18 protein-coding genes are annotated in these 19,180 nt (G+C 63.1%); 11 read left to right on the forward strand and 7 right to left on the reverse strand.

The features are described 5' to 3' along the window. Positions 1 to 111: 111 nt before the first annotated feature. On the forward strand, positions 112 to 1,200 hold the full coding sequence (locus tag KU306_RS04785; protein ID WP_258303038.1) for an AI-2E family transporter: 1,089 nt from the start codon (positions 112 to 114) through the stop codon (positions 1,198 to 1,200). 45 nt (positions 1,201 to 1,245) lie between these two features. Here KU306_RS04785 and KU306_RS04790 read toward each other — a convergent pair whose 3' ends face one another. Beyond that, positions 1,246 to 2,022: a sulfurtransferase gene (locus KU306_RS04790; protein WP_258303039.1), complete on the reverse strand. Its 777-nt coding sequence runs from the start codon at positions 2,020 to 2,022 to the stop codon at positions 1,246 to 1,248. Positions 2,023 to 2,274: 252 nt separating this feature from the next. Here KU306_RS04790 and KU306_RS04795 point away from each other — a divergent pair, with 252 nt between their 5' ends. Beyond that, positions 2,275 to 3,135, forward strand: a complete 861-nt coding sequence (locus tag KU306_RS04795) for a sulfurtransferase (RefSeq protein ID WP_007543999.1) — start codon at positions 2,275 to 2,277, stop codon at positions 3,133 to 3,135. A gap of 84 nt (positions 3,136 to 3,219) precedes the next feature. Here KU306_RS04795 and KU306_RS04800 read toward each other — a convergent pair whose 3' ends face one another. Continuing rightward, positions 3,220 to 4,647: a short-chain fatty acid transporter gene (locus tag KU306_RS04800; protein WP_258303040.1), complete on the reverse strand. Its 1,428-nt coding sequence runs from the start codon at positions 4,645 to 4,647 to the stop codon at positions 3,220 to 3,222. A gap of 183 nt (positions 4,648 to 4,830) precedes the next feature. On the opposite strand from KU306_RS04800, the gene KU306_RS04805 reads away from it, so the two are divergent. Beyond that, the gene (locus tag KU306_RS04805; RefSeq protein WP_258303041.1) at positions 4,831 to 5,430 is read left to right on the forward strand and encodes a transcription antitermination protein; all 600 of its coding nucleotides are present in this window, start codon (positions 4,831 to 4,833) and stop codon (positions 5,428 to 5,430) included. Positions 5,431 to 5,868: 438 nt separating this feature from the next. On the opposite strand, the gene KU306_RS04810 is transcribed toward KU306_RS04805, so the two are convergent. Next, positions 5,869 to 6,138 carry a DUF7553 family protein gene (locus tag KU306_RS04810; RefSeq protein ID WP_007544006.1) on the reverse strand — a complete coding sequence of 90 codons (270 nt, stop codon included), beginning with the start codon at positions 6,136 to 6,138 and terminating at the stop codon, positions 5,869 to 5,871. A gap of 89 nt (positions 6,139 to 6,227) precedes the next feature. Here KU306_RS04810 and uvrB point away from each other — a divergent pair, with 89 nt between their 5' ends. The 4 genes from uvrB to KU306_RS04830 all read left to right on the forward strand — a co-directional run bounded on the left by uvrB (position 6,228) and on the right by KU306_RS04830 (position 10,722). Further along, positions 6,228 to 8,306, forward strand: a complete 2,079-nt coding sequence (uvrB, locus tag KU306_RS04815; RefSeq protein WP_258303042.1) for an excinuclease ABC subunit UvrB — start codon at positions 6,228 to 6,230, stop codon at positions 8,304 to 8,306. Position 8,307: 1 nt separating this feature from the next. Beyond that, a complete protein-coding gene (locus KU306_RS04820) occupies positions 8,308 to 8,706 on the forward strand; it encodes an NUDIX hydrolase (protein ID WP_258303043.1) in 399 nt (132 codons plus the stop codon). Positions 8,707 to 9,118: 412 nt separating this feature from the next. Further along, on the forward strand, positions 9,119 to 10,210 hold the full coding sequence (locus KU306_RS04825; RefSeq protein ID WP_007544009.1) for a sulfite exporter TauE/SafE family protein: 1,092 nt from the start codon (positions 9,119 to 9,121) through the stop codon (positions 10,208 to 10,210). A gap of 74 nt (positions 10,211 to 10,284) precedes the next feature. Continuing rightward, positions 10,285 to 10,722 carry a universal stress protein gene (locus tag KU306_RS04830; protein WP_258303044.1) on the forward strand — a complete coding sequence of 146 codons (438 nt, stop codon included), beginning with the start codon at positions 10,285 to 10,287 and terminating at the stop codon, positions 10,720 to 10,722. Positions 10,723 to 11,151: 429 nt separating this feature from the next. Here KU306_RS04830 and KU306_RS04835 read toward each other — a convergent pair whose 3' ends face one another. Continuing rightward, on the reverse strand, positions 11,152 to 12,345 hold the full coding sequence (locus tag KU306_RS04835) for an SPFH domain-containing protein (RefSeq protein WP_258303045.1): 1,194 nt from the start codon (positions 12,343 to 12,345) through the stop codon (positions 11,152 to 11,154). Between the two features lie 154 nt (positions 12,346 to 12,499). Here KU306_RS04835 and KU306_RS04840 point away from each other — a divergent pair, with 154 nt between their 5' ends. Further along, positions 12,500 to 12,694 (forward strand): DUF7554 family protein, encoded by a 195-nt coding sequence (locus KU306_RS04840; protein WP_258303046.1) that lies wholly within the window; start codon positions 12,500 to 12,502, stop codon positions 12,692 to 12,694. A gap of 73 nt (positions 12,695 to 12,767) precedes the next feature. Further along, positions 12,768 to 13,265 (forward strand): 2'-5' RNA ligase family protein, encoded by a 498-nt coding sequence (locus KU306_RS04845; protein WP_258303047.1) that lies wholly within the window; start codon positions 12,768 to 12,770, stop codon positions 13,263 to 13,265. A 24-nt stretch (positions 13,266 to 13,289) separates the two neighbouring features. Here KU306_RS04845 and KU306_RS04850 read toward each other — a convergent pair whose 3' ends face one another. Then, complete coding sequence (locus KU306_RS04850; protein ID WP_258303048.1) at positions 13,290 to 14,672, reverse strand: cytochrome P450; 1,383 nt, start codon at positions 14,670 to 14,672, stop codon at positions 13,290 to 13,292. A gap of 141 nt (positions 14,673 to 14,813) precedes the next feature. Here KU306_RS04850 and KU306_RS04855 point away from each other — a divergent pair, with 141 nt between their 5' ends. Further along, positions 14,814 to 15,404 (forward strand): methyltransferase family protein, encoded by a 591-nt coding sequence (locus KU306_RS04855; protein ID WP_258303049.1) that lies wholly within the window; start codon positions 14,814 to 14,816, stop codon positions 15,402 to 15,404. A 9-nt stretch (positions 15,405 to 15,413) separates the two neighbouring features. Here the strand turns inward: KU306_RS04855 and KU306_RS04860 are convergent, their stop codons facing one another. Further along, positions 15,414 to 17,618, reverse strand: a complete 2,205-nt coding sequence (locus tag KU306_RS04860) for an ATP-dependent DNA helicase (protein ID WP_258303050.1) — start codon at positions 17,616 to 17,618, stop codon at positions 15,414 to 15,416. Positions 17,619 to 17,762: 144 nt separating this feature from the next. On the opposite strand from KU306_RS04860, the gene KU306_RS04865 reads away from it, so the two are divergent. Further along, positions 17,763 to 18,227 carry a DUF6789 family protein gene (locus KU306_RS04865; RefSeq protein WP_258303051.1) on the forward strand — a complete coding sequence of 155 codons (465 nt, stop codon included), beginning with the start codon at positions 17,763 to 17,765 and terminating at the stop codon, positions 18,225 to 18,227. 38 nt (positions 18,228 to 18,265) lie between these two features. Here KU306_RS04865 and argF read toward each other — a convergent pair whose 3' ends face one another. Continuing rightward, a complete protein-coding gene (gene argF, locus KU306_RS04870) occupies positions 18,266 to 19,165 on the reverse strand; it encodes an ornithine carbamoyltransferase (RefSeq protein ID WP_258303052.1) in 900 nt (299 codons plus the stop codon). Between the last annotated feature and the right edge of the window lie 15 nt (positions 19,166 to 19,180).

Genomic DNA, 19,180 nt, shown 5'->3' on the forward strand with positions numbered 1-19,180 from the left:
CTCTGTGATATTTAACGCCCGTGATGTCGGCCTCATTGAATATTAACACAAATTGTCACGTCTGTCGCGCGCGACGATACGGTTTAGCCGGTTGCGAGAGTAGTCACACGTGTGACTAATTCCCGTCCATACGTCCTCGGCGGTGTGCTCGCAGTGACCGCGATTGCGGCGGCAGTCATCCTCGTAGACGTACTCGCGACGGTGTTTTTCGCTATCACTGTCGCTTATCTTCTCGTCCCGCTGCGTCGCCGTCTCGAAACACTGGGAACGACTCGGTGGGTGTCGAGCGTCGTCTCGACGGTCGCCGCCGGAATCGGCGTCGTCGCCGTACTCTCGCCGCTCGTCCTCATCTTCTTGCTCCGGTTGGACGTGCTTCTCGAACTCGCCTCTCTCGTTCCCGACACCATCTCGTTCGAGCTTTTCGGCGTGACGTTCGTGGAGACGGTCGAGGAGATTCGAACGGTCGTCTTCTCGGTACTGCGGTCGGTCGGACAGGCGGTTGCGACGGCCGCACCCGTCTTACTCATCAAACTCACGCTCGCCGGATTTCTAGTGTTCGCGTTGCTCCTCAGCGGCGACTCCGTCGGGAAAACGTTGCTCGCGCTCGTCCCCGAGGAGTACCGCTTTGCGGCCCACGCTCTCAACGCTCGCTGTCGCGAGACGCTCTTTGCAATCTACGTTTTACAGGCCGCGACTGCGTTCGGGACGTTTTTCATCGCGCTCGCGGTCTTCTGGGCGCTCGGCTACACCTACGTCATCACGCTCTCGACTGTCGCGGCAGTCCTCCAGTTTATCCCCATCGTCGGTCCCAGTTTCCTGCTCGCCGGGATGGCTATCTACCACCTCGCGGTCGGAGAAATCGTCGCTGCGGTTCTCATCGTCTTCGTCGGCGGGTTCGCCATCGCGTGGCTCCCCGACATTCTCATTCGCCCCCGACTCGCAAAGGAGACGGCCGACCTCCCCGGAAGTCTCTATTTCGTCGGGTTCGTCGGTGGATTGCTGAGCCTCGGCCCAATCGGCATCATCGCGGGGCCGCTCGTCGTCGCCCTGCTCGTCGAGTCGGTAGCCCTGCTCGGCGACGAACTGAACGTCGAAGACGAGACTCCCCCGACGACGTCGACGCCGACGCTCTCTGAGTTCTCAGCCTCTGCCGAGTCGTCCAGAGACTCGGCGACGGACTCCACCGAGGTCGGAAACTGACGCGCAAAACGAACGCGACCACGCAACCGAACGCGATGCAGCGGGCTACTCTTCGACGATTCGGCCGTCGCGCGCCTCCCACTCGGTGAGGCTTCCCTCGTAGAATTCGACGTGTTCGTAGCCGAGGTGCGAGAGGACGACGTAGGTGTGGCTGATTCGCCGTGCCGTGTTGCAGTAGAGGACGATTCGCCGGTCGGGCGTGAGACCGGCGGCTTCGAGGATGGCGTCGAGTTCCTCGCGCGACTTCAGCCCCCGCGTCTCGTCGTCGACGAGTTCGCGCCAGTCGAGGTTGACCGCACCGGGGAGGTGTCCTTCGTCGAACTCGTCGGGGTCGCGCGTGTCCACGATGACGACTTCGTCGTCGTCGAGTGCGGCCCCGACCGTCTCGAAATCGACTAGTGGTGATTCCTCGGGGTCGGTCACGTCGTAGGTCGCTTCCGGCAGGTCACTCGCCTCGCTCGTCGTCTCGTACTGCTGGTTCCACGCACTGAAGTCACCGTCGAGCAGGTGCAGGTTCTCCGGGTCGTGACCGTAGAGAAGTGCGGTCACGAGAAACCGGGCCGCGAAGACGCCGTGCATGTCGTCGTAGGCGACGACGTCGTCGTCGGGCGAGACGCCCGCCGCAGAGAGCAGTTCCTCCCACACGTCGCGTCCCGGGAGCATCCCCACGTCGCCGTCAGCGCTCCGGAATTCGTCGAACGGAATCGACGCCGCACCGGGCAGGTGGCCGATACCGTCGAACTCCCACGCGTCTCGCACGTCCACGAGGCGAACGTCGCCCAGTCGGTCGGCGAGCCACGCCGCAGAGACTACGTCTGTCATACTGACCCCTATTGGGGCCGTGGATTTAGGTGCGTGCCTCTTCGCACCCCTCGCCCCGTGTCCGGAATACCGGATGATGTTGCCGACGGTGTCGATTTACCCCCGAAAACCAGCTGTATCAGTCGGAATCGGCGCTGAAAACGGTCGGTACGGCCGCCTCATGACGGCAATATTTTCCCCATCACCGGGGGTGAGGCCGTACGTGCCGTCGCTGTGAAAGTTATGGGGAAGGCTGTCGTACAGTGAACTGCGATGTCAAACTCCGATTACGCGAAGGACGTACTCGTCTCTGCGGACTGGGTGGAAGACCACCTCGACGACTTCCAGAGCGACGACCCGGCGTACCGACTCGTCGAAGTCGACGTGGACACCGAGGCGTACGACGAGAGTCACGCCCCCGGTGCCATCGGCTTCAACTGGGAGTCCCAACTGCAGGACCAGACGACGCGTGACGTGCTGACGAAGGAGGACTTCGGCGACCTTCTCGGCTCGCACGGTATCGCCGAAGACTCCACGGTCGTTCTCTACGGCGACAACTCCAACTGGTTCGCCGCCTACACCTATTGGCAGTTCAAGTACTACGGCCACGAGGACGTTCGTCTCATGAACGGTGGCCGCGACTACTGGCTCGACAACGACTACCCGACCACGGACGAAGTCCCGTCCTTCTCGGAGCAAGACTACACGGCGAAGGGTCCGTTCGAGGACATTCGTGCCTACCGCGACGACGTCGAAAAGGCGGTCGACAAGGGCCTGCCGCTCGTCGACGTTCGCTCGCCCGAAGAGTTCTCCGGCGAGATTCTCGCACCCCCGGGACTGCAGGAGACCGCCCAGCGCGGCGGCCACGTCCCCGGTGCAAGTAACATCTCGTGGGCCGCGACGGTCAACGCCGACGGCACCTTCAAGTCCGCCGACGAACTCCGCGAACTCTACGCCGACGAAGGCATCGAAGGCGACGAGTCCACCATCGCCTACTGCCGCATCGGTGAGCGCTCCTCTATCGCGTGGTTCGCGCTCCACGAACTGCTCGGCTACGACAACGTCACCAACTACGACGGCTCGTGGACGGAGTGGGGCAACCTCGTCGGTGCCCCGGTCGAGAAGGGTAACTGAGCGCGACCCGCTTTCAGTTCGCTTCGAATTCGACTTCAGTTCGCGTCGAATCCGATTCTTCGATTCTTCGACTCTTTTTCTGACCTACATCGGCAGCACGCTGATTCCGACAGCGACCAGCACGCCGGTTCCGAGCAACACCATCACGCAGTAGCCCATGATGTCGCGGACCGACAGCCCACTAATAGAGAGCAGTGGAATCGCCCAGAAGGGCTGAATCATGTTGGTCCATGCGTCGCCCCACGCGGCGGCCATCGCGACCCGCGGAATCGACGTTCCTGACGTCTTCGCGGCGGTGACGAGCGTCTCGCCGATGACCGCCCACTCGCCGCCGCCCGAGGGAACGAAGAAGTTCACGAGACCGGCTGTGAAGAACGCAATCACCGGCAGCGCCCCCTCGGGTGAGACGGCGACCATCCCCTGTGCGATTTGCGTCGCTAGACCCACTGATTCGCCCGGCGCGTAGGCCATGATGCCCATGATACCTGCGTAGAAGGGGAACTGGAGGATGATGCCCCAGACGTTCTCGACGGCCTCGATAATGGACTCGACGTAGGCTTTGGGCGTTCCGTGGAGCGTCAGTCCGAGAAAGAGGAACGCAAAGTTGACGATATTCAGATTGAGGTTGTTCCACGGCATCGTCCCGTTCGCGACTCCCTCGGCGAAGTAGAGGCCGACCGCGACGAGACCAGCCAGACCGATACCGACCGCAACCACTGTCGAGTGTTCGATGCGCGTCGCGAGCGTCGCGTCGGCACCGAGCGTCGCCGACGCGGTCGAACCGCCATCGGCCGCCGCATCCAGTTCTTCGGGGTCGATTGGCGTCTTCTTCGCGTCCGACTTCGGGTACATCAGCGCGAAGAGCGCCGGAAGGAAGAGGAACCCGACCGTGACGACGAGCACGAGATTCGCCACGGTGAATATCGTTCCGCCCGTCTCGAAGGTGGAACTGAGAACACCGGCTTCGATGAGGAAGTTGCCGTCGGTGTTCAAAAGCAGCGGAATCGACCCCGCGAGGCCGCCGTGCCAGACGACGAACCCGGCGTACGCCCCCGCGACGACGATTGGGAAGTCGATGGTGCGGACTTCGGATGCAATCTTCCGGGCGAACAGGGCACCGACGACGAGACCAAGCCCCCAGTGGACGAACGACGCCGCCGCGGCCACGACGGGAACCATCGCGGCGGCACCGCGCTCGGAGTTCGGAATCCGAGCCAGTCTGGTCAACAGTGCATCGACGTGTCGCGTCTGTGCGAGCGCGTAGCCGGTCATCAAGATGAGCGTCATCTGCATCCCGAACGAGAGCAGGTTCCAGAAGCCGCCGTACCACCCGTCGATGAGGAGGTTCTGGGCGTGGCCGACCATTCCGACCCCGTCTCCCGGGGCGACGAAGACCATCGCGAGCGCGTATGCGACACCCGTGAGGATGATTGCGAACAGGAACGCGTCGGGGAGGTAGCGCTCGACCAGTCTCGAACTACTCTCTGCCGCTGACCTGATAACGTTCGACATGATACAGAATACCTCACGAATAAATGTCACATAATGTTTTATATTCTGACCCATCGGCGGCCGTCGAAAGCCCGAGTCGGGCGACTGGGACAACACTACCACGGCTCCCGGGGCGTCACAGACCGCCTGCCGAACTCGCCGCCGCCGATGGGTACAAACCCGAAACGGCCGTACACCCAACACATGTCAGACCTCCTCGATACGCTCCGCGACGACCACGAGACACCGCTTTCCCGTCTCGGTTCCTCGAAAGCCCTCTACGCCGTCACCGGCGGCGAGATGGAGGGTGACGCGGTTCGCGCCGCGGCCGCCGCCGAGGCGGACGCCGCCGCCGACCTGTTCGACTGGTGGGCGTCCGACGAACCGAACGACGAGGCCGCCGCGCTGTTTTCGGACCTCGCCGACACCGCCCGCGAGCACGCCGACACCGTCGATTTCGAACCGTCGGGTGACGAACCGAACGTCTACGACGTACTCTCCGAGTTCGAATCGACCGACGGCCGCCTCGGTGGCGCGCTCGCCCGCGCGCTCGTCTCGCTGAAGACCGTCGAGCAGATGGTCGGTTTCTTCGTCGGCGACGCGGACCCGATGACTGCGAGCACCTTCCGCACGCTCAAGTCCGACCTCAACGACCAACTCGACACTATCGAAGACGCCATCGACGACCTCGTCGAGGACGAGGCTGTCGCCCGCGAGGCCGCCGATGCAGTGGTCGAAGCGGCCTACGACGAGTACGTCGAGACGCTGGAAGGAATGGGAATCAAGCCGAAGAACGTCTGTTAACCCACTTTTTTACTCCTCGGGGTCGCCGAAGGCGACCCACTCGGAGCAAAAACCTGGAGGAAAAAAGCCGCGACTCGGCCTTCGGCCTCATCGCGGTACAGCATTCTTGTAGTACCGCTCGGCCGACCCTCCGAAACTCCGTACTACCGGAGATTATGATTCATCCTGACGGCCGTTGGCCGGTATCCGGCGACCGCGTGGTCTGCTAGGACTCGGTAGGTTGCCGGTTTACTCGCCGGAGGCGAGACGTGGGTGCGACCAATGGGAGCGCGATACGTTTTGGTCTTCTTTTGCCGAGGCTGACAATGCCAACCCATCGCACAACGGTAGGCGTGCCAACCCATCGCGTTCCAGTCGAAACGAAGGGGTATGTCTGCCGAGCGTCAGACGCTCGGCACGTTTTCACAGCGTTTCAGCCGCCGAAACCGGCGTTGTGTCTCAGACGCCCGGAACGTCTTTGCGGTATTCGAGCACTTCCTGTCGGGCCTCGCGCACCGTCTCGGCAACGTCGCCGTCGAGTTCCTCGGCGAGGTCGTGGAGCACAGTCATGTGGCGGGCGAGACGGCCGTGGTCCGGCCCTTGGTCTCGCGTCGCGAGTTTCGCCAATTGGTCGGACTGCTCGTAGAGTTGTTCTTGTACGTCGCCGTCGGTCGCTTCGGCGGCTTCTTTGAGCAACTTGCTCGCGCGTTCGAGTTCCTCGCGTGTCATGTCGTACTGTACGACCTAGCGGGGGAAAACGATTCCCACGGTGACAAGCACCGCCTCGCTCAAGTACGCCCCGACCCAACGTCGGGGCAATGAGTGAGTCCGGTCCCCTGTCGGCCGACAGACCCGACGCAGAGCGCGACTTCCGTGTCGATGCGCCCTTCGACCCGGCGGGCGACCAACCCGAGGCTATCGAGGCGTTGGCCCGCGGATTCCGCGGGGGTGCCGACGTCCAGACCCTGCTCGGCGTCACCGGTTCCGGCAAAACGAACACCGTGTCGTGGGTCGTCGAAGAGATACAGAAACCGACGCTCGTCCTCGCCCACAACAAGACGCTCGCCGCCCAGTTGTACGAGGAGTTCAAGAACCTCTTTCCCGACAACGCGGTCGAGTACTTCGTCTCCTACTACGACTACTACCAACCCGAGGCGTACATCGAACAGACCGACACCTACATCGACAAGGACATGTCGATAAACGAGGAAATCGACCGCCTGCGGCACTCTGCGACGCGGTCGCTTCTCACCCGCGACGACGTCATCGTCGTGGCCTCTGTCTCGGCTATCTACGGGCTCGGTGACCCGACGAACTACACCGATATGGCCCTACGTCTCGAAGTTGGTGACCAAATCGACCGCGACGAACTCCTGCGGCAACTCGTCGACCTGAACTACGAGCGCAACGACGTGGACTTCCGACAGGGGACGTTCCGCGTCCGCGGCGACACCGTCGAAGTCTATCCGATGTACGGCCGCTACGCCGTTCGCATCGAGTTCTGGGGCGACGAAATCGACCGCATGCTGAAACTCGACCCGCTGGAAGGCGAGGTCAAGTCATCCGAACCGGCGGTGCTCGTCCACCCGGCGGAACACTACTCGATTCCCGAAGACCAACTGGAGGAAGCCATCTCGGAAATCGAGGCGCTGATGGAAGACCGCGTCCGCCACTTCCAGCGACAGGGCGACCTCGTCGCCGCCCAGCGCATCGAAGAGCGCACCACCTTCGATATCGAGATGCTGCGCGAGACGGGCCACTGCTCGGGTATCGAGAACTACTCGGTCCACCTCTCGGACCGCGAATCGGGCGACGCACCCTACACGCTCCTCGATTACTTCCCCGACGACTTCCTCACCGTCGTGGACGAATCGCACGTGACGCTCCCGCAAATCAAGGGCCAGTACGCTGGCGACAAGTCCCGGAAGGACTCGCTGGTCGAAAACGGCTTCCGCCTGCCGACGGCCTACGACAACCGCCCGCTGACGTTCGAGGAGTTCGAAGACAAGACCGGCAAGACGCTCTTCGTCTCCGCAACGCCCGGCGAGTACGAACGCGAGCACTCCGAGCAAATCGTCGAGCAAATCGTTCGCCCGACCCACCTCGTGGACCCGAAGGTCGAAGTCACCGAAGCGACCGGGCAGGTCGACGACCTGATGGCCCGCATCGACGAGCGAATCGACCGCGACGAGCGCGTCCTCGTCACCACGCTCACGAAGCGGATGGCCGAAGACCTCACCGAGTACCTCGAAGAAGCGGGTGTCGACGTGGCGTACATGCACGACGAGACCGACACCCTCGAACGCCACGAACTCATTCGCTCGCTCCGCCTCGGCGACATCGACGTGCTCGTCGGCATCAACCTCCTCCGTGAAGGGCTGGACATCCCCGAAGTCTCGCTCGTCGCCATCCTCGACGCCGACCAGCAGGGCTTCCTGCGCTCTGAAACCACGCTCGTCCAGACGATGGGCCGGGCCGCCCGCAACGTCAACGGCGAAGTCGTCCTCTACGCCGACGAGATGACCGACGCGATGGAGTCGGCTATCTCCGAGACGCAGCGTCGTCGTCGCATCCAACAGGAGTTCAACGAGGAACACGGCCACACCCCGACGACAATCGACAAGGAAGTCGGCGAGACGAACCTCCCGGGGAGCAAGACCGACACCCGCGGTATCTCCGGCGACGGCCCCGAAGACGAAGAGGAAGCCCGCGAGCAGATTGCCTTCCTCGAAGACCGGATGCAAGAGGCCGCAGACAACCTCGAATTCGAACTGGCGGCCGACATCCGCGACCGGATTCACGACCTCCGCCGCGAGTTCGACCTCAAGTCGCTCGACGACGGTATCGAACCCGAGGTACCCGACGACGACAGCCTCACGCCCCCGGACGAGTTCTGACGTGGCCATCGCCACCCCCACACTCACCTTCGCCGCTGGCGGCCTCCTCCGACGCGACGACGGTGCACTCTGCCTCGTTCACCGCCCGCGCTACGACGACTGGTCGCTCCCGAAAGGAAAGCTCGAACCCGGAGAGACGCTAGTCGAAACTGCCGTCCGAGAAGTCCGCGAGGAGACGGATTGCACGGTCGACTGCGGGAGGTTCGCCGGGCGCTACGAGTACACAGTCGATGGCAGTCCCAAGGGCGTGTTCGTCTGGCATATGCGACTCGACGAGGAGCGTCCGTTCGTCTCCGACGACGAGGTGGACGCTCGCGCGTGGCTCCAGCCGACCGCAGCACTCGACCGATTGACGTACGAAAACGACCGCGAACTCGTTCGACGAGCCGTCTTCGACTGATACAGACTGTGGGTCGAAGCACACGTTGCCACCTTTTCGACGCGCGTCGGTGTGGGGACTGTACCCAAAACCTGTATCGTCATCAAGACTTATTACCCCGACCTCGCTATGCCACTTCCACCGTGACCCGCAACTCGGCGGACGAGCCCGTAGGACACGACGTACACCACCTCTTCCCGAAGGGAGGCATCACGTAGATGTTCCCGGTAGCGGCACGTTGGTCGCTCGACATCTCGGGTAACGACTTCACTCCGGCAGCGCCGGCGTGTAAGTCGGCCACTCCTTCGGACACGGTGGTCGGTCGCACGTGGTGCGACGACTCCGCTGACGATTCGGCATACGGCTCACTTCTATCGCGTCGCTCCAACAGAGCAGGCGCGAACAACACTGCGTAACTGACTCAACGAGAACCATGAGCACTCAGTCTCTCAGTCACGTCCAGAAGTCGTTCCTGAAGTATCAACACATCCTCGTGTTCATCGCACCACTGCTGTTCCTCACCGCCGTGTTCACCATCGCGCCGACGCCGTCCGGCGCTGGCACGGACTACTGGCTGCAGTACTGGTGGCTGTTCCCGGTGTTCCTCACCGGTGCGACTATCGTGAACACGGTCGGCATCAGCGGGTCTGCGCTGTTCGTCCCGTTTCTCATCTTCATCTTCCCAATCTTCGCGAATCCCCTCGAACCCGCGCAGTTGGTGAAGATTGGCCTCATCAGCGAAGCGTTCGGCCTGTCGAGTTCGGCCATCGCGTTCATCCAGTACGGACTCGTCGACCGCCGACTCGCGCTCACGCTCGTCGCAGGGTCCATCCCGTTCGTCGTCGGGGGCGCACTCCTCTCGTTCATTATCCCGGAGGTCGTCTTCCACGCGCTTCTCGGTATCGCGCTCCTCGCGGCGTCCTACCTGCTGTTCAACACCGACCTCGCCCACGAGGAACCCGGTTCCAGCACCAGTTCTAACTCGGACCACGCCACTGCCACCGACGGCGGTGCAGTCTCCGACCTCCCGAACGACCCTGGCAAGCTGGGTCCCGCGGGCGTTCGGACGGCCGACGACGGAACTGTCACCCGTGTCGACCGCGAAGGCGACGACTATCGCTACACGCGCGGTGGCTACCTCCGTCGCTTCGCCAACTACAGCGTCGGCGGCACCTTCCAGGGACTCGCCGGATTCGGCGTCGGTGAACTCGGCATCATCTCGATGCTCAGCACGAAAGTTCCCGTTCGCGTCGCTATCGGCACGAACCACATCGTGGTCGCGCTGACCGCCATTCTGGCGTCGCTCGTCCACGTCTTCGGCGGCGGTCTCGTCGGCGGGCACTCGCTGTCGCTCGCCAGCACGCACTGGAACATGGTCGTCTTCACCGTCCCCGCGACGGTCCTCGGCGGCCAAATCGCCCCGTACGTCTCGAACGCACTCGAAACTGAGACCATCAAGAACTTCGTCGGCGTCCTCTTCGCCATCATCTCGCTGGCGCTGTTCCTGATGGCTGCCGGGTTCTAAGCGTCACAAACACTTTTCCAACACACTCGGAATCACCCAAACCGACTAACTACCCGTAGCTCTGCTTTCGACACATGTACGAACACATCCTCCTGCCGACCGACGGAAGCGACGCATCGAGCGCTGCAATCGAACACGCCGCATCACTCGCCGAGACGCTGGGCGCGACCATCCACGTCCTCTCTGTCGCCGACTCCCGCAATCGGTTCGAGAGCCCGTCCGGCGGCATCGCGCCCGACGTGTGGCGCGAGTCAGAACTCGACCGCGCCGAGAAGGCTGTCGAAGCGGCGGCCGACGCGCTCCCGGACGACGTCGCAGTCGAGCGCGTCGTCCAAGAGGGCATTCCGCACTCGGTCATCACCGAGTACGCGGCCGACACCGACGTCGACGCAATCGTCATGGGTACCCACGGCCGGACGGGTATCGACCACTACCTCATCGGGAGTGTCGCCGAGCGCGTCGTCAGGTCGTCTCCCGTCCCGGTGATGACGGTTCGCGCTGACGAAGAATAGCTGGATTCGGCGCCGACCCACCAACCAAGCGTTCTCAACTCTTCTTCTGAGAACAGGGTTCAGTACGCTATCTTTTGACCATCGATAGTCGGAACTGCAGTGACGAGTTGGTACGGCACGACCGACTCGTGGAAGTCCGTGCTTCTGTACGCAGTATTGACGTTTGGCAGTTCGTTTACGCTGTTCGTCTATCTGTTCGCCAGAACGACTGCTTGATGACAATTGGTTGCTAAATGGGGCGTACGTTGATCTCTCTGGTCTCCAAGAAAACGAAGCTAATTATCGTCGGCTTAGTGACGGCGTCCCTCTTTCGAGCGATGGACTCACAGCCTCCCTTTTCGAATAACTGGATTCTTCTCGGAATCACGGGAATACTCAGTAGCGCATATCTCTGGAAGGTCTATCGTGAGTACCAGTCGGTGCCCTGAACTACGACTCGGTCTGCGTCTCGACCCCGCCGTCTTCGATTTCGATGTCGACGGCGTCCGCGGAGATGTCGGCCGTCTCGTCCAATTCGAGTTCGTTGAGAATCTCTTCGATATCGTCCAACCCGAGCAACTGGCGGGTCTCCGCGTCGAAGTCCTTGCTCTCCAGTCCGTCGGCCTGCTGCACGTCGGCTCCGGTCAGGCCCTTTCCGTAGCGACCCAGCAGCGATGTGAGTTCCTGCGGGAGCACGTACGTCGTCGACGGCGAGGTACCGATGCTCGCCAGTTTTTCCATGCCTTTGTCGATGATGGCGCGTTCGCCCATCGACTCGGCGGACTTCGCACGCAAGACAGTCGAGATGGCGTCACCCTGCGCTTCGAGAATCTGCGACTGCTTTTCACCCTGTGCGCGGATGATGTTCGACTGCTTTTCACCTTGGGCCTTCTCGACAGCGGAGCGACGCTCACCCTGCGCTTCGAGAATCATGGCGCGGCGACGGCGCTCGGCGGAGGTTTGTTGCTCCATCGCGTTTTCGACGTCCGTCGAGGGCTTCACCTCGCGCACCTCGACGGATTCGACGCGGACACCCCACTCGTCTGTGGGTTCGTCCAACTCCTCTCGAATGCGGGCGTTGATGTGGTCTCGCCGGGCCAGCGTGTCGTCGAGTTCCATGTCACCGAGCGCGGCGCGGAGCGTCGTCTGCGCGAGCAGTGAGACGGCTCGGCGGTAGTGGTCGACTTCGAGGAAGGCGCGTTCGGGGTTCATCACGCGGATGTAGACGACGGCGTCGGCAGTCACCGGTGAGTTGTCCTCGGTGATTGCCTCCTGTGTGGGCACGTCGAGCGTCTGGGTCCGCATGTCGAAGCGGTAGGTCTTCGAGATGAACGGCGGGACGATGTTCAGCCCCGGTTCGAGGATGCCCTGATACTTTCCGAAGGTGGTGAGCGTCCGCTTTTCGTACGCCTGCACGATTTCGACCGCGTCGTACACCGCCGCGATGGCGAGCGCAAGCACCACGTAACCGGCGAGTGTGAGCGGCGTGACGGGGAAGGCGATGACGGCGGCACCGAACGCCAGTACCGCGACTGCGAGGGGACCAACCCAACGCGGGACGCGGGGCGGACCGCTTTCGACTTTCGTCGCCGACGACGACGTCGACGCCGAGAGCTTCCCGAGTTGGTAGAACAGGCTATCCATGTGAGGTGGTAGCATCGGCGACGACAAAAACTACCCGCCTGTCGGCGTCGGAATTGGGATGCGTTTCGGGGTAGTATCGGCGTTGGCGCTGGCGTTGCCGCACTGCACCAGCGTGGCCACCAAGTATTTGCCTCCGTCTGTTCGACCCCCGAGTATGCGACCTGATTACGGCGGTATCGAAGTCGAAGACCTGTTGAAAATCGTGTTAGTCCTCGTCGTCGTCTGGCTGGCACTCGAAATACTCGGGGAGGTACTCGGCCTGTTCACCGCCCTTCTCGGCCCGTTCCGGCCGGTTCTCGGATTGGTCGTCGTCGTCCTCATCGTCCTCTGGCTCCTCGACCAAATCTAACACCCGTGCAAACCTGGTGACAGAAATTGTCGGACGTCGATATTCATTTGTATCTTTCGTGTGAAAAACGGACGTGTACAGTCTGAACGTCCCGATTCCGGGACAGGTTGCGCGGGTCGCGTCCGACCTCTTCCCGTATCTCGCTCCGTTCGACCGGGTTCGCGACCGTCACACGCTGGTCTGCAAGCGATTCGAGGAGACCGACTACGACCACCTTCGGACTCGTCTCCACGAGGCGCTTCGAGGAGCGCCCGCCTTCGAGGCACGCATCACGGACGTCGAGTACTTCGAGGACCCGCCCCGCGGGAGTGCGCCAGTCGTCTATCTCGCCGTCGAGAGTCCGGGACTCGTGTCGCTACACGAACGCCTCGTCGACGAATTCGGCGCTGTTGACGGGCTCGAAGGCGACGACTACACCCCGCACGTGACGCTCGCCCGCGGTGGCTCGATTGCGGATGCCCGGTCGCTGGCCAGCCACGACATCGACCCCGTCGAGTGGACCGTCTCGCAACTCGACCTCTACGACGCTGAGTTTCGCGAGACGGCGGCGTCGATTTCGCTTCCAGCCTGAAACGAGATTTTCGGAGCGCTGAGGCTATCGATTCTCGCGTGCCTGCAGTCGCATCCCAATCGGTTCCTGCGGATGCATCGTCAACGACCCGCGAAGCGAGAACGGTTCCTCGCGGATGTATTCGAGTTCGTACCGCTGAGCGACCGTTCCCATGATGAGGCGACCTTCGAGCAGCGACAGGTGTTTGCCGATACAGTGGCGCGGCCCGCCGCCGAAGGGGAAGTACGCGAAACTCGGTCGGTCGGCCGCCCGCGCGGGCGTCCACCGGTCCGGGTCGAATTCGAGCGGGTCGTCCCACCAGCGTTCCGAGCGGTGGACGACCCACTGCGGGAGCATGATTGCCGAGCCCTCGGGGATGCGATAGCCACCGAGTCGAACGTCGACTTTGGGTTCCCGGAACATCACGTACACCGGCGGGTACAACCGCATCGCCTCGTTTAGGACGCGCTCTGTGTACTCCAACTGTCGCACGTCTTCGAAGGTGGGCGTGCGACCGCCGAGCACGTCGTCCACCTCGCGGTGCAGTTTCGCCTCCGCTTCGGGATGCTGCGAAAGCAGGTACCACGCGTACGTGAGCGTCAGCGCGGTCGTATCGTGGCCCGCCAAGAGCATCGTCATCAGTTCGTCGCGGAGGTTCTTGTCGGTCTGTTCGCCGCGGTCGTAGGCGCGAAGCAGAATCGACAGGAGGTCCATCGGCTGGTCGCCGACCGCCGAGTCGTCGGCGACCGACGACGCCGGGCCGGGTCCGTACTCGGTTCCGCGGCGCTCCTCGACGAGGTCCCAGATGATGTCTTCGAGCACCGACAGCGCCTCCTTGTACTCGCGGTTCTCTCTCGTCGGCACCCAGTCGGGCGTAAGGAACCGAATCGGGTCGGGTTCGAACCGCGCACCCAGCGGTTCGAGGTGCTCTTGCAAACGGCGGATTCGGTCGTCGTCGAGGTCGCTCCCGAACATCGCGTCGACGATTATCTCGACGGTCAGCCGGGTCATCTCTAACTGGATGTCCACCACGTCGCCGTCGTGCCAGTCGGTCAGCATCGACTCGGTTCGGTCGGTCATCATCCCCGCCATGGTCGAGATACGGCGCATGTCGAAGGCTGGCTGAGCGAGTCGGCGCTGCGTTTGCCACGTCTCACCCTCGCTCATGAGGAGGCCGTCACCGAGCAAGTCGCCGATTGCTTGGTCCTGAAACTGCGGTTTTCGGAACTGCGACGCCTCGCTCACGAGCACCCGCTCGATGTCACGGGGGTTCGTGAGCATGTAGGTGTCCAGCGGTCCGAGGTCGAAGTGGATGACGTCGCCGTAGGCGTCCGCAACCGCCGTCAGGAAACTAAACGGGTCGCGGGCGTACTGCCGACTCGCGCCGAACAGCGGGACGCCCTTCGGTCCGGGAGGGGTCGCACTCATCGGGTATGTGTTGGTTCGAAGAGGTAAGAACTACACGGCGGAATCGGGGTGGTCGCGCGCCACCGGCTCGGTCCTGCATATAAAAACTGCCCCCACGAGTACGGCAGCGGGCGTATTTCGGAGACTCGCCTACGAACCGCTATGGACGTTCTTTCGACCCTCTCGCTGGTCGCGTTCGCCGCGGGCCTTTCGGCCGCTGGCGGAGTCTACCTCATATTGGCTGTGACGCTCACCACTGACCGACAGTGGTGGCCACCGGGCGACAAGACGTGGGCGTACCACCTTCATTGGTCGCTCGTCGGCGTGTTCAACGTCTCTATCCTCCTCGTCGCGGTTCTCGATTGGAACACGTGGCTCCTGCCGCGTCCGTCCTCGCTCGTCGCCGGAGGACTTCTCACCGCGCTCGGCGCGGGCATCTTCTTCCGCGGAGCCAACGTGATGCAGTCCGACGAGGTCCGCGGCGTCACCGGCGACCTCTACACGGGCGGCCCCTACGCGTACAGTCGGAACCCGCAGTACGTCGGCATGATTATCGGAACCGCCGGATTCGCGCTGCTTACGAACGCGCTTTTCGTCGCGGTGCTCGCCGCGGCGCACATCGGCTGGGTCTTGCTTTTGCCCGTCGCTGAAGAGCCACACCTTCGCGACGAATACGGGCAGGAGTACGAGCAGTACGCGGCGCGAGTCCCTCGATTCGTCGGTCTGCGGACGGTTCGAGAACTCGTGAACTGAACCCTGCAGTTACGGCCGCGGCGGGTCGCCGTCGTAGGCGTCGTGGTCGTTGTAGAAGTTGAGCATCGCGAACTTGAGTTTCTTCGGCGTGATGTCGACCATCTCCGAGCGCTCTTCGACCGGGAACGACCCGCGAACGCCGTATTTCCCCATCGACGAACTCTCGCGGGTGTAGCGCTTGTCGGCGAGGATACGAACCCCGTAGTCGTCCGGGGCGCGGATGACCCGCCCGAGCGCCTGCCGCGTCTTGCGGATAGTCGGAATCTCGACGGCGTACCGCCACCCGGCGTCTCGCTTGCCGCGGTAGATTCGGTCGTAGGCGTCTTGTACCGCCTCCATCCGTTCGGAGAGGTGCGGATACGGAACCCCGACGACGAGGACGGTTCGCGCGTCGTCGCCGTCGAAACTCACGCCCTCCGCGAGTGTCCCCCACAGCGACGTGAGGAGGGCCGCGTCGTCCTTGCCGACGAACTCTTGGCGGGCTTCTTCGGCGCGGACGCCCGGTTCGTCGAGGAAGAGCGTGTGGTCGACCTGCGGATTCGCGCGCAACCGCTCGTGGTAGCGTTCTGCCTCCGCGTACGACGGGAAGAACACGAGCGTGTTCCCCGGCGTGAACCGGGCGGTGTCGATGAGTAACTGCTCGATAGTTTCCTGTGTGCCCGTGTCGTCGCGCTCCGACGAGAACAGCGCGGGCAACGAGACGGCGAACGTCCGGCGGTTCTCCTCGGGGTATTCGAGACCGTAGGCCATCGTCACCGGGTCGTCGAGGCCGAGTGTCTCTTCTGTCACGTCGAAGGGGCGGAGCGTCGCCGACATCAGGATGCTCGCGTGGACCTCCTCGAACAGTTCGCTCGTCACGTCGTGCGGGATGCAGGTGTACAGTTCGGCGCGGCCGTAGATCTCCTCGGTGCCGCCGTCGCGCCGCACCGAGAGCATCGGATGGCGGCCGAGTTCGCCGCCCATCTCCATCCAGTCGGCGATGAAGTTCGCCGCCTGCAACGTCTGGCACTCCTTGCGCGTGGTCGCGTCGCCGTTTTTGTACTCCTCTTCGTACTGCTCGTCCAGACGCTTGCCCAACTGCAACGCGAGTTCGACTTCAACGTCGATGCCGCGACCCTCGTACGACTGGAGGAACGTGAGCGTCAGGTCGTCGCGGCGGTTCTTGTTGGCGATAGAGAGGTCGTACCAGTTCTCGCCGACCTGTTCGCGCTCGCCGAAGCCGAACGCCTCGTCGTAGCTCTCTCGGAGGGCGTCGAGGAAGCTTCCGACGACGTTGCGGGCGCTCTCGGCGCGCGAGTCCTCGACGCCTTCCAACTCGTTCATCGCGCTTTCGAGGGTGTTCTCGGTGAGCGCGCGACTCGCGTGGTCGCGGGCCGCGCCTTCGATGTTGTGTGCCTCGTCGAACACCGTGATGATGTCCTCGGGGTCGCGGTCTAACCACCGGAAGAACTGCTCGCGAATCATCGGGTCGAGCAGGTGATGGTAGTTGCAGACGACGAGGTCGATGCCCTCCATGCCCTCTTTTAGCAACTCGTAGCCGCAGAAGTTCTGTTTGCCCGCGTACTCGAAAATCTCGTCGGGCGTCCGCACGTCGTCGAACAACCACTGGAAGAACTCGTCTGTGTTCCGCGTGAGGTTGTTGTAGTAGTGGTCGCAGTAGTTGCCCTCCTGCAACTCGTCTAACTCCTCGTCGAGACGGTCGAGTTCGTCGGTGACGGCGCTTCTGGCGTCGGCGGCGTTCGAGTCGCCCTCGCGCATCTGGTCTAAGAGGAGGTCCGCCTGCTCCGACAGTTCGGACTTGTCGGACTCCTTTTCGACGATGCTTCGGGTGGTGTCGCGGAGGGTCTGACACTCCTGAAAGCCCACGTCGATGTGGCACATCGAGGATTTCCCGCGGAAGACCACGGCGCGAATCGGCTCGGTTCGCGTTATCTGCCGGGCGTCTTCGACGAACTGGCGCATCTGCTGGTGGACGTTCGTCGTGATGACGACCGTCTTGTCGCGTTCGCGGGCGTACTGGAGGGCGGGCACGAGCGCCGAGATGGTCTTTCCCGTCCCGGTCGCGCCTTCGAGGAGGACGTTTCGCTCCTCGTCGAGCGCGTCGGCGATTCCCGACATCGCCGCCTCCTGATTCGGATACGGCTCGTCGTAGGGGAAGAATCGCCACGTCCTCCCGGCGTCGGCCTCGTCGCGGGAGTCGTCTGCGTGGGACACGACCGATTCTCGGTCGCCATCGGGTTAAAAACCTCGGAGGTACACCCCCTACTTGACACATCCTACTTAATCGTACCCCCGCGTTGCGACCGCGATACCCGTCCGAGGGAGCATTTTGTCGCGCTCTCGTGAACGTCCGGCTACATGGCAACAGACACTGCCACCTCACGAACCGAATCGACACTGGACGCGAACTGGCAAGCGGGCGTCGTCGCCGGCGCGGTCGCCGCCGCCGTCATGGGCGCGATGATGGTCGTACAGATGCGCCCGGTTCTCGAAGTCGCTATCCCGTCGATGTACACGCTGATGGGCGGCACCGCCGGATTCACCATCCACGTCGCCCACGGTGCGGTCCTCGGCGTCGCGTTCGCAGGTCTCGCTGGCGTCGTCGACCTCGACTCGACACCGAAGTCACTCGGTCTCGGCGTCGGCTACGGGGTCGTTCTCTGGGTCGTCCTCGCCGTTCTCGTGATGCCCGTCTGGCTGAGCGCAGTCGGGTCGCCCGCGAACCCGCCGCTGCCGAACGTGAGCACGACGAGTCTCGTCGGCCACGTCGTCTACGGTGCCGTCCTCGGACTGGCGTATCCCGCAGTCGAGCGCATCTTCTGAACTGGCTGAAAAGCAGTCGCCGCTCCGCCCCGCCCGCCCTATTCTTCCAGCAACTCGACGATGAGTCCTTTCTGAGCGTGCAGGCGGTTCTCCGCTTGCACCCAGACGAGTGACTGCTCGCCTTCGAGCACGTCGCCGGTAATCTCCTCGCCGCGGTGGGCGGGCAGGCAGTGCATGACCTGCGCGTCGCTCCCGTCGAGCAAGTCCTCGTTCAGTTGGAAGCCGTCGAACGCTTCGAGTTTTTCGTTGCGTTGGTCCTCTTGCCCCATCGAAATCCACACGTCGGTGTAGACCACGTCGGCTCCGTCGATAGCTTCCTCGGGGTCGGTCGTGACCGTCGGTGCCTGCCCGAGGTCGGCAGCGCGCTCCATGACTTCGTCGTCCATCGCGTACTCCGGCGGCGTGGCCACCGTGAGGTCGATACCGGCCATGGCACAGCCGAGAACGAACGACTGGCCGACGTTGTTGCCGTCGCCGACCCACGCCGCCTGGACCTCCTCGAACGACCCGACGTGCTCGCGGATGGTGAGCAGGTCGGCGAGCGTCTGGCAGGGGTGGGCGTCGTCGGTCAGGCCGTTGATGACCGGTGCCGTGGAGTATTCGGCGATTTCCAGCAAGTCCTCGTGGTCGAACAGACGCGCCATGATGACGTCGCCGTAGCGACCCAGCACGCGGGCGGTGTCACAGAGCGGTTCGCCGTGTCCGAGTTGGATGTCTTCCGGGCCGAGAAACAGCGCGTGGCCGCCCAGTTGGGTCATGCCGGTCTCGAAGGAGACACGGGTGCGCGTACTCGGCTTCTCGAAGAGCATCGCCATCGTCGTTCGGGGCAGTCGCGTCTCGTCGTCGCCGGCCTTGATGGCGGCGGCACGGGAAAGAACGCGGTCTAACTCCGATTCGCTGATGTCGTCGATGTCGATGAAGTGTGTCGTTTCGAGCATTGTTTGTGTCGTGTC

This window comes from Haloferax larsenii (genome assembly GCF_024730625.1).
Taxonomy (GTDB): Archaea; Halobacteriota; Halobacteria; order Halobacteriales; family Haloferacaceae; genus Haloferax; species Haloferax larsenii.